This window comes from Desulfobacter sp., assembly GCF_050177295.1.
The window spans coordinates 1-9,890 of sequence record NZ_JBFXHE010000142.1 but is presented as its reverse complement, the minus strand read 5'-3'; the positions used below and the strand labels follow the sequence as shown (position 1 = coordinate 9,890).

Annotated in this window: 12 protein-coding genes and 1 pseudogene; 2 read left to right on the top strand and 11 right to left on the bottom strand. The window is 44.7% G+C overall.

Annotated features, from left to right (window positions below; translation table 11 throughout):
* Positions 1–45 precede the first annotated feature (45 nt).
* The 5 genes and pseudogenes from AB7U36_RS11500 to AB7U36_RS11480 form a co-directional block, all read right to left on the bottom strand.
* Entirely contained in the window at positions 46–303 is a 258-nt protein-coding gene (locus tag AB7U36_RS11500; RefSeq protein WP_428159912.1) for a type II toxin-antitoxin system RelB/DinJ family antitoxin, read from the bottom strand.
* A 382-nt stretch (positions 304–685) separates the two neighbouring features.
* Positions 686–2,056, bottom strand: a complete 1,371-nt coding sequence (locus tag AB7U36_RS11495; protein ID WP_428159911.1) for a right-handed parallel beta-helix repeat-containing protein — start codon at positions 2,054–2,056, stop codon at positions 686–688.
* A gap of 14 nt (positions 2,057–2,070) precedes the next feature.
* The gene (locus AB7U36_RS11490; RefSeq protein WP_428159910.1) at positions 2,071–3,138 is read right to left on the bottom strand and encodes a CapA family protein; all 1,068 of its coding nucleotides are present in this window, start codon (positions 3,136–3,138) and stop codon (positions 2,071–2,073) included.
* Positions 3,139–4,044, bottom strand: a complete 906-nt coding sequence (locus tag AB7U36_RS11485) for a hypothetical protein (RefSeq protein ID WP_428159915.1) — start codon at positions 4,042–4,044, stop codon at positions 3,139–3,141.
* A gap of 57 nt (positions 4,045–4,101) precedes the next feature.
* Positions 4,102–4,365: pseudogene (locus tag AB7U36_RS11480) on the bottom strand (hypothetical protein); the annotation flags it as partial.
* On the opposite strand from AB7U36_RS11480, the gene AB7U36_RS11475 reads away from it, so the two are divergent.
* Together AB7U36_RS11475 and AB7U36_RS11470 are read left to right on the top strand one after the other, a co-directional pair.
* On the top strand, positions 4,303–4,548 hold the full coding sequence (locus tag AB7U36_RS11475; protein ID WP_428159914.1) for a hypothetical protein: 246 nt from the start codon (positions 4,303–4,305) through the stop codon (positions 4,546–4,548). The pseudogene AB7U36_RS11480 and the gene AB7U36_RS11475 overlap by 63 nt on opposite strands.
* Before the next feature lie 39 nt (positions 4,549–4,587).
* On the top strand, positions 4,588–5,376 hold the full coding sequence (locus AB7U36_RS11470; protein WP_428159909.1) for a M55 family metallopeptidase: 789 nt from the start codon (positions 4,588–4,590) through the stop codon (positions 5,374–5,376).
* On the opposite strand, the gene AB7U36_RS11465 is transcribed toward AB7U36_RS11470, so the two are convergent.
* From AB7U36_RS11465 to AB7U36_RS11440, 6 genes are all read right to left on the bottom strand, one after another.
* On the bottom strand, positions 5,373–6,749 hold the full coding sequence (locus AB7U36_RS11465) for a phenylacetate--CoA ligase family protein (protein WP_428159908.1): 1,377 nt from the start codon (positions 6,747–6,749) through the stop codon (positions 5,373–5,375). The two genes, AB7U36_RS11470 and AB7U36_RS11465, sit on opposite strands and share 4 nt — an antisense overlap.
* A 113-nt stretch (positions 6,750–6,862) precedes the next feature.
* The gene (locus AB7U36_RS11460) at positions 6,863–7,099 is read right to left on the bottom strand and encodes a toxin-antitoxin system HicB family antitoxin (RefSeq protein ID WP_428159907.1); all 237 of its coding nucleotides are present in this window, start codon (positions 7,097–7,099) and stop codon (positions 6,863–6,865) included.
* On the bottom strand, positions 7,087–7,494 hold the full coding sequence (locus tag AB7U36_RS11455) for a putative toxin-antitoxin system toxin component, PIN family (protein ID WP_428159913.1): 408 nt from the start codon (positions 7,492–7,494) through the stop codon (positions 7,087–7,089). The genes AB7U36_RS11460 and AB7U36_RS11455 overlap by 13 nt, the downstream gene beginning before the upstream one ends.
* Positions 7,495–7,638: 144 nt before the next feature.
* The gene (locus AB7U36_RS11450; protein ID WP_428159906.1) at positions 7,639–8,643 is read right to left on the bottom strand and encodes a polysaccharide deacetylase family protein; all 1,005 of its coding nucleotides are present in this window, start codon (positions 8,641–8,643) and stop codon (positions 7,639–7,641) included.
* Between the two features lie 100 nt (positions 8,644–8,743).
* Entirely contained in the window at positions 8,744–9,178 is a 435-nt protein-coding gene (locus AB7U36_RS11445) for a GxxExxY protein (protein ID WP_428159905.1), read from the bottom strand.
* Positions 9,179–9,202: 24 nt separating this feature from the next.
* The coding region (locus AB7U36_RS11440) for an ATP-grasp domain-containing protein (protein WP_428159904.1) at positions 9,203–9,890 on the bottom strand (688 nt) is incomplete at its 5' end.

The following is a 9,890-nucleotide window of genomic DNA, read 5'->3' as shown; positions in this document are numbered from 1 at the left end:
TCTTCAGGTCTTTTTTGAACCTGTTTGTAGGTCGAATCGGTAACATTAGTTGATAATATCATCAAACATATCTGTTACAGTGTTGTATTTTTTCCCAACCCCTTTTCTGGCTTCATCCATGGCCTGTATGCTATCCTCATTAAAAATACGTAAATCAAATGGCAGGCCTTTATGGGTTATAATCTGTCTATAAAAAAGTTCATGAGCTGCGGATATTGACAGTCCTAATCCTTTAATGATGCGCTCAGCCTCTGCTTTAATTTCGGGTGTTATCCGTGTATGCGTCATTGCGGTTTTAGCCATAGCTTAATCTCCTAAGTGTATACCAAAATGGTATACAGCATAACTCTATTTGTCAATCAATCACTGTTGTTTCTTTGTGTATCTTTTGATTGGCATCTCTGTGGATCGGCAAGAGAGAAGGTGCAATCAGGCAAATTTCCGGTACCACAGATTAAACATCATTACAATCCAAAGCTCCGTGGACCAGTTCCGGACCCCTCTTTGATGTTCTTTCCATATCCGGGTTAAATGTGGAACTGATCAACGACAACCAGTCCATCAAGAAGAATATTGGTAGACGGCCGAAGAATATTGGTAGACGGCCGGGTCTAACCCCTGCCGGTATTTCCATATTTCCAAAAAACGGTCATTGTTTTCAAAAGACAGCAGATTGCTCCTCACGTTATTTCTTCTTTCTTACACGCCGGATCATTACAATTAAAAAAGCAGATCCCAAAATTCCACCTATTATCACTGTCTGCATAGGAAAACGGCCGGAACTTTGGGACCGCTCAATCCATTTTACTTCGGAAAGATTGATATTTTCAAAATCAGCACCATTGTCCCATGGGGTGTATGCACCGGGTCCGACGTCCTTCAACTTATCTGACTTTGACCCGATTCTCATTTCAGCCGTTCCAAAATCAAGTAAGTCGGGATATACATCATATATGCCGTCAATTTCCATGGTAGGCAGATCAGGTTTTTTATCTGATTGAAATCGATACCAGGCATTTCCTGAAAAAGAAAAGGTTTCCGGCAGGGTATTTGGCCCGATGTTAAAAAAAGTCTTGATGCGTTCATCGGTAACCACCATGTTTGCCTCAAAAAAACCTTTCCGGCATAAGATAAATTGACTATCCTTTGTTTCTTGCAGAATACGGCCGACATATTTTTCCGGGAGGTAAAAAATATTATGATGCACATGGGAATTCCGGCTGCTCACCCATGCGATGTGCGCTTCTCCGCCAATGAACTTGTTTCCTGCGACAATTATATTCTCCGCCTCGTAATTTGCATTTTGTGGTCTAAAATAAGGCTTTCCTGTACTTCCGCCTATACTGATGGTTCGCTCCCCACAATTTATAAATGCATTATTCTCAACCAGAACACGGTTGGAGCCTCCTTTAATCTGTATGGCGTTTTTGGTACGATATCCAGGCACTCCTTCAAATGTGCAGCCCTGTACGACTCCGTTATGACAGCCTACAAAGTCAATGCCTGAGCCGCCCCATCCCTGCATTCTGCAATTTTTAACAACAAAGTGATCTACGCCTGACATTTTGATGGCATCGACATTACCTTTTTTCCCTATCTCACTTATTTGGACATTTTCCAGAATGATATGATGAGACGGTTGCCCATGATCACCCCCGTCGTCAATATTGATTCCATTGCCGGATCGTTTTTCAATCCTGATATTTTTTATCTTTACATATCCTATCCGGCTCATTTTCACAGCTTCGCCTCGGCCTTGAAACACGGGAGGAAACTCAGGATCGTTTCCGGCAATCACAATGGGCCGCTCTTTTGTCCCGAGGGTGTTCCCAAGCCCGAAACCACCATTATAAATTCCCTGGGTAATCAAAATCCGGTCACCGGGCTTTGCTTTAGAAAGGGCAGATCTGAGAGACTTTAAATCGGACACCTGGATGATTTGAGCCCCGCTTTTAGAATTTTGAGTACTGCCGTCAGATTCATTAGCAGACACAATCGAAACCGCCCCTAAGAATAAAAGAAAAATCATCCTTCCCCAGAAAAAGAAAGCTTTCATAGGATCTCCTTGGTTTACGATACCAGTTTTTTATAGATCTTGATAAAATGCCTGGGCCGAATTTTTTTCAAACCCTGCCAGCTCAAATGGGAAAGCACTGGCTTAATCCTGTTCACCCGGAATGCTTCACGGCCATATGCTTTCTGTGTCACCCCCGAAGCCAGAAGCCGATTGACTTTATCAATACATTTTTCTCCCCAACCGGTTTTATCAATCTCAATATAAACACCGTCATCATACACGGGAATCTGTTCCACACCGAGTAAGCTGTCCTTGCTGAACTCACACATAAATATACAGCCAACCCGCTCAAATTTGTTCCAGTTCAAATAGTCCCCGCTGTCCCAGTAAACATGGCTGGACATAAAATTTCCTAAAGAGTACACCACCGGCACATTTTCGACCATCTCCATACCCTGAACCACATGGGGATGATGTCCAAGTACCAATGATGCGCCTGCATCGGCAAAAGCCCTGGCCTGATCCATTTGGCTCGGGGAAGGAATCAGGAATCGCTCCATGCCCCAATGGGGAGAAACAATGACATGATCTACCGTCTGTTTCAATTCCTTTATCCGGCTGCACACCCAGTCTGTTTCAAGGGGGGCCACGCCGCTGTCTTTTTCTCCTGCAAACCGGTATATACCGCTGGACTGGTCTACAACGCCCAAAATGGCCAGTCGTATTCCTTGAATATCGTACCGAACCGGTTCCATTGCCTCCTGAATATTCAATCCTGCCCCGCAGCAGCGGATGCCGATATCGGACAGCATTTCCTTTAAACGTATAAAACCATGATCATAATAGTCAAAGGCATGATTGTTTCCCAGGGAGACACAGTCAATTCCGTATTGTCCAAGAGAGAGAATCTGGGTTTCCGTTGTCAGCAACCGGGGTTCTGTGGGAACCTTTTCATCCCCTTCAAGGGTACATTCCAGATTAGCAAAAACCAAGTCACGTGATTTAAAAAGAGATTTAATTTCATCAGATAAAGCCTCAAGCCCCCGGCCGGGCCGGTCACTGGACCGGGCCGTCAACAGAAGATCCCCGACAGCGGCAAATTGTATTGTTTTATTTTCCATCTATCCTCGCATCTCAACACTCCCCGGACAAAGTCCGGTCACAGCGCCCAGACATCCTCCTGCTGCAAAGCAATATATATCTGTAATAGAGGGATGTCGCGATGCCAAAAAAAGCTGGCCGCCTTCCTGAAGTATGCCAAGAAAAGCACAAAAAAAAGCTGCCGCCAACACACCGTAGCCGTCCCGCTTAAACCACCCCAATCGTATCTTTAACAGATATACCAGCATGGCCGTCAAAAATATACTCTGAACAAACAACCTGGCATGGTTCAGGCTTGCCCCCATAGCGTAGTCGTACAAGGGAAGGAGCTTTAAAACAGACGGCAGCCTTGCCGGTATCAGTTCCATGCGCCAGTTAAAATCAAAAGGAAACCACGCAAGATAAAAAATATATAACAGTATCAAGGCAATTCCCCAATTTAATTTCTCAATATTTTTTCGTTTTCCGGGTAAAAGTCCTATGCCCAACCCACCAATACATCCCAGCCATCCTGAAACCACATTGGCGGTATTAAAGAAGCGGGACACAATAAACAGCTTCCCCACTTCAAGCGATAAACAAAACAGACCTACAACAAAAACCGCCTGTGCCAACCTTAAAAATCGAAATTTATTTTCCAGGCAAGAACTGAAAAGCAGGGTCAAACACGCATAAAATAACCCGACTTTAAGCACCCACCAGTGCCAGGGATGAACTGCAAATCCAAAATCCAAAGAAAAAAGAGACTTTTTAAAATTTCGGCCCACCTGTTTCAGCAGAATCGTGGGTATAAACGGTGACAGTGCGTCTGCTGCCGTCAATCCGGCAAGCATCAGAGCGGCAATGACCACAGGTTTTTTCTGCCAACTGCGTTTCAACCAGTCAATGCCTGAAATCCACACCGTTTTTCCTGCAGCCAGTCCCAAACAACTTCCCGCTGTCCCACTAATGGTATTCAATAGCCAGTCAGAACCGCTCGCTACCCTTGAAACTGTAAATATCTGGAGCATTTCGACAAAGAAACTTATTAGAGAACAGATAATACCCGACACTGTCAGAGAAAAAATTGAATTAAAATTTGATAATCTGAGGCGAACCGTTATTATCCATCCCAAAGGCGCATATAATACCAGATTACTGAGCACATCAGAGCCGCTGATCCTGGCACCCGGATTGAAAGGCCAATGATTCCAGAAAAATTTATACTGACTACCCCAGCCATGTCCAAACGAAAAATCAAAAGGCATAAGGCTGGCATAAATCAGCAGGATGGCATATCCGGTACCAAGCCCGAACAGCAAATTTCTATGAATTTTACAGCTATTTTGAACCAAACGTCCCATAAAAGTATTTACCGGAACAAATACAAAATAAATATTTTACAAGCATATAAAAATTTTCTAATACTTATCAAGGAAATCCACGAATAAACTTAAACTACGACCATTAATGAGTCATAGGAATAAAAAATGAAATTCATCATAGCTGTTGACTGCGAAGGTCCGGCCTGCGTTGTCGGCAGCCCCGGCAAAGCCCTTAGCGTTTCCCGGGATTACACGTTTGCCTGCCGGGAAGCTACCCTTGAAGTCAATGCAGCCGCCCGGGGGTTATTTGATTCCGGCGCAGAAGATGTTTGGGTCTGGGACAGTCACGGCCAGGGCCTCAATCTTTGTATTGATCAGCTTGACAAAAGGTGCAGGCTTCTTTTGGGAAAGGGATTTACCCGCCGGTTTCCCGGGCTGGACAATCGGTTTTCAGGGGTTGTAATGATTGGCTATCATGCCATGGAAGGGACAAAAAATGCCGTACTGGCACATACATACAGCTCAGACGCCTATAAAAGTATCCGAGCCAATGGCCGTACTGTCGGGGAGATTGCACTGGATGGTGCTGTGGCGGGAGAGTTTGATGTACCACTTATCTTTGTTTCCAGCGACGATAAAGGATGCCGGGAGGCCTTAACCCTCATGCCGTGGATAGAAACAGTCATCACCAAACAGGGGATGGGAAGAAACTGCGCCCTGAGCAAACACCCCCATATGGTTCAGGAAGAAATCTATTCAGGTCTCTGCCGGGCAGTAAAAGATATACAGCAGATGAAACCACTGAAATTTCAGCCGCCGGTTCGCCTGGAAATTGACTTTAAAGCCGTTTTCCAGACTATTAAAGCACTGGTATACAGGCGCCGGGGATGGCGGCCCATCGGCCCTAAGACAATAGCCAAAGAACTTGACAGCATGCTGGAATGGAATTGTTAGGAAAAAGATCTTTCTTTATAAAGCTGTTCAGCTACTTTACTGATGACCGGCCGGTATTTTCCAGAAGGCGCCGGTTCAATATCGTCGACTATTTCCACAAGAATTTTGTCGTCACTGTTTAAGCGGGTTCGGGCCAGTTCCCTGACCTGGTCTTTACCGTCTTCAGGGAATTTGGTGTCCACAGCAAGCAGGATTCGAATCTCACCAAGTTCTTCCTGAATGACCTGGAACTTAACGATGCCTTTTACCATTCTGGCGATATAGATAAAAGAATAGCCGACCACCCATTTTCCCGTTTTAGTCACAATAAATTCCACGGCCCTGCCGCCGCTGATTTCAATTGAGGACAATTTTCTGCCGCAGGCGCACTCTTTTTGTGAAAGGGTAACAATATCACCTGTCCTGTAGCGGATTACAGGAAACGCCTTGCCTACGATATTCGTGACTACCAGTTCCCCATGCCCGTCAGTGGGTTCAAGAGTTTCAGGATCAATGGTTTCAAGAATCACCTGCTCATCCATGCAGTGCATGGTTCCCTGTTCGCATTCATGTCCGATGAGTCCGCCTTCCCGCAATCCGTAAGAGTCGAACACCGGCACGCCGAATGCCTGGCTGATCAAATCGCGATCCACATCCGAAAGCATCTCAGATGTGGTAATAATTACATGGAGGCCACGATCTTTCAAACCATCAAGATTAATCCCCATGTTCCGGCACATGGAAATCGTCAACACAAAAGTAGAAGGATAGCCAAACAGGCATTTGGGCTTCCATGCCATCCAGTGGGAGACATACTGCCGGACCCGGTCCTTATTCAGTTCAAAACCGTTGGACAGCCCGTCATTGACAAGAAAATCTCTGAACCGTTTGATTTTGTCCTGTTTGCTCAGTTCCACCGGGGATCCCCAGTAATACATCTCTTTTTCTCCCCTGCGGACGCCAACCCATTCATGGCCCCGCATTCGAGCTGCGTTGATATGGGCTTCCCGGCTGGAAGACGTATAGAATTCCAGAGCCTCATTCGTAGATCCGCTGGTCCGCACCAACTGCACCCGTTTTCCCTCTTCCCTCCAGACCATCTGCTCACGCTTTTCACGCAGCGTATTTTTTTCCAGTAAAGGGAATTGCTGCAGATCTTTTAAGGTCCGTATATCGCCGGGCTTGATCTGCATCGAATCCATGAGTTTTTTCCAATAGGGTGTCCGGATATATGCCGTATGAATCAACTCATTTAATCGATCCTGTCTTAATTTTTCAAGCCGGTCCCTTGACCACCACTGGCTCTGATTCAATTCATTAAGGATCTGAAAACTGGGGCGTCCCAGTAAAAGCTCCTGAAAACGAAATATATTTCTGGCAATAACGGGTATCATTATTTAAAGTCTTTCATCCACATCCGCAGATTACGCAGATTTCCGCAGATTATTAAAAAGCGTTTTTTAACCGAAAATTTATCTGCGTAATCTGCGGATGTGGATACTAAAAATTATAAATCATCACCTTCTAAAGGCTTACGATCTGCGACTTTCCGTAAAATTGTTTCCATATCCTTTAAATCTGCTCTTTCAGCTCTCTTTTTCAAATATTCTTCTGTCATTATTGCGGATATTTTTTCAGTTATTGCTGAGGAAATGAGTTGATTAATTGATACACCTTCTGCTTTAGCGATTTCCCTTATATGACGATGTATTGACTCTGGTAATCTTAAGCTTAACGCTCCCATTTTATATCCTCCAGTAACTGCTTGGGGCTGATAATTTTTACCCCAAATTTTTCAACACCTTTAAAATCCTTAGAATTAAACGTAATGATATTGTTGACCTGTGATGCAACAGCTAATTCAAGGACATGATCATCTTGTGGATCTGGTAAAAACGGACGCCAAAGATAATGAATTTTCTGAATAGAACCTAACCGGCAGACATTATCCAAAAAAGAATCAATCTCATTGAATGTAAAGCCAAGTTTTTTGCTATTCCGTTTCAAAACATCTTCGTATTCAAATAATAAAGCAACCGAGAGAATCGGCTCAATTCTTCCGAGATAAAGAGCACGTAAAACTTGAAAAGAAGCCCCCTTAATCGAATAAAGCCCAGCAAATATAACATTTGTGTCTATAACAGTCCTAATATAACCATCTCCGCATCACCCTATACTAAATACCATATATGGTATCATGATCTTTGTCAATAACAGGATAATTTCATTAAGTGAACATCGTCTCAAAGGTCTTTTTAACTCACATGGCAAGGGAGAGCTTTTTTATATCCAGTAAAAGTTGTTCAATCCTTGGACAACTTTCCGCGTCAATGCCCGGACCGGCTTGTTGATCAAGCAGGGCGGGACTGATTTAGGTGTATATCCATCTTCCTTGACCATTTTTCCCAATTGGGAAAACGTCCGGTCCGGATACTGGTCCCTGTTATCAGCCAGCCATTTGCAGAACCTTTCAAACCGCCGGGTGACAATCCGGTTCAGTTTGCCGCCGTTATACTGTATGTCCTTTACCTTAAACAGGCTGAAACTGTGCAGAATCAGAACAGCATCCGCACCGGCATTACAGATCATCATCACAGCATCCCGGCACTCTTCAAAGGATGACCCCATCAGGTCCACAGGCTTGCTGGGATAAAGCCCTGGCCAGTCCGGTTGGCGAAATCCGGACAGGGCCACCTCAAGAACATCTCCATACCATTTTGAACCGTTGTATCTTTCTTTATCTTTAAACAGGCATTGTCCCCCCACATAGGGAAAAGTATAACTGCTGTCCATCCATATTCCGGTTTCCGGCAGGATTTTAAGCGTATCGTCAGTCGCCCCCATGTTTCCAGCCCTGAAGGCAATGGGTTTTTGCCCTGTCCATGTGGTAATCTTGTGCGCCCCGTCCGAAATCATCTGCTGCTGAAATTCCAGGGGCAGTTCTGCAATCTGATCCGTCCTCTTAAAGGGCTTTCCCTGACGCTGGAGGCCGTAATGATAATGACCGGGATGAACATGGAGTTGCACGTCCTGGCCGTGCTCCATCAAATACTGACAAACCGGTTCCGTCTCTCCCGGATATCCAAGTTCGTCATTAAATGGTTCCAGAAAAAACGTAGCCTTAACATCATACCGATTCAAAATTTCACAAATCAGCGGAATCCCAAACTGCCGGGCACCATATTGCCCCATCATACCGCGGGAAGGTGGAATAGGCTCAAGATCAGTCCCCCAAGCCCCACCCATGCTGCACTCCACATCAAATGTAAATAATACACCAGGTCCCATAATCCAACTCTTTCATCCGCAGATCACGCAGATTACCGCAGATAAAAAGCTTTCTATCAGCTAAACAGGTATCTGCGCAAATCTGCGTAATCTGCGGATACTACAAATTATAAACCAGTCTTTTGTACTGAAGCTGCCTGCTACCAAAATTAATCAGCAGACTTTTGTTTAACCCGGAGGCTTTCATATAATTTATCACCTGTGCTTCCTCAGTACCGGTCAATTGCTGCAATGCTTTCAACTCCACTATCACAGAACCGTAGCAAACAAAATCCGCCTTATAATAAGCTGTCAACTGATTTCCCCGATAGTAGACAGGCAATGTTTTTTCCCGCTCATACGGTAAATCCCTGAATTGAAACTCATGCTCCAGCGCCTCCTGATAAACCGTCTCCAAAAAGCCAGATCCAAGTTCATTATAAACGGTCATGGCCGCGCCAATAAAGGCATACGTTTCTCTATCACGCATTAAAATTCCTTTATCCTCAGATTTTTGCAAATTATTTTTTTCACACATATATCGATCTGCGTTCATCTGCGTAATCTGCGGATAATATAATCAATGCTTAGCATCCTGAGATTCCGGGTTACCAATGATATCATGCCCCTGAGCCCCCAGTTTTTTAGCCATCTGCATAAAATCAACCATAAAAGGCTTAGGATCTCGAAGCATAAAAGCATCATCCTTTGTCCAGGGAAAGCAATTCCACAAAAATCGTAAAACCGTCTCTGTCTTACCAAGACGCGTTTGTCCGGGAGGCAATTGATCACCCCGAATCATTCCGATCATCCAGTTAGCGTCCCCGCCAAGAATTCTGGATCTTAATCCCAAACGATACTTTGTTTTTTTCATCTTCTCAGGCTCAAAATGGCTCTGCCAGAGAAGAAAAGAGGTATTAAATCCCGCCATAATCAAAGTAGGTGTTCCCCCGATAAACCTGGGGTTGATCTCAAGAAAAATATACTTATCAGTTTCAGGATCATAATGATATTGGACACCACCTAATCCCTCATATCCAATGGCCTTAAACAGCTTGACAGCATCATCAATTAAAGGCTGATGCCGGCAGCTGATCCGCTGGGTGGTCACTCCCCCGGCCAGGGGCATATGGTGTTCACCAATATAGTCCCCCACCATAAACGGTTCACCCTTGTACATCATAACCTGAACATGGTCCTCTGCCCCGGGGCAATATTCCTGAACAATGATGTTATCGGCAAAATCCCGGACCTGGTCATAGACCTTC

Coding starts and splice junctions, on each gene's coding strand:
- AB7U36_RS11500 (WP_428159912.1), bottom strand. CDS start 303: ATGGCTAAAACCGCAATGACGCATACACGGATAACACCCGAAATTAAA.
- AB7U36_RS11495 (WP_428159911.1), bottom strand. CDS start 2,056: ATGAAAGCTTTCTTTTTCTGGGGAAGGATGATTTTTCTTTTATTCTTA.
- AB7U36_RS11490 (WP_428159910.1), bottom strand. CDS start 3,138: ATGGAAAATAAAACAATACAATTTGCCGCTGTCGGGGATCTTCTGTTG.
- AB7U36_RS11475 (WP_428159914.1), top strand. CDS start 4,303: ATGATTCCAGAAAAATTTATACTGACTACCCCAGCCATGTCCAAACGA.
- AB7U36_RS11470 (WP_428159909.1), top strand. CDS start 4,588: ATGAAATTCATCATAGCTGTTGACTGCGAAGGTCCGGCCTGCGTTGTC.
- AB7U36_RS11465 (WP_428159908.1), bottom strand. CDS start 6,749: ATGATACCCGTTATTGCCAGAAATATATTTCGTTTTCAGGAGCTTTTA.
- AB7U36_RS11460 (WP_428159907.1), bottom strand. CDS start 7,099: ATGGGAGCGTTAAGCTTAAGATTACCAGAGTCAATACATCGTCATATA.
- AB7U36_RS11450 (WP_428159906.1), bottom strand. CDS start 8,643: ATGGGACCTGGTGTATTATTTACATTTGATGTGGAGTGCAGCATGGGT.
- AB7U36_RS11445 (WP_428159905.1), bottom strand. CDS start 9,178: ATGAACGCAGATCGATATATGTGTGAAAAAAATAATTTGCAAAAATCT.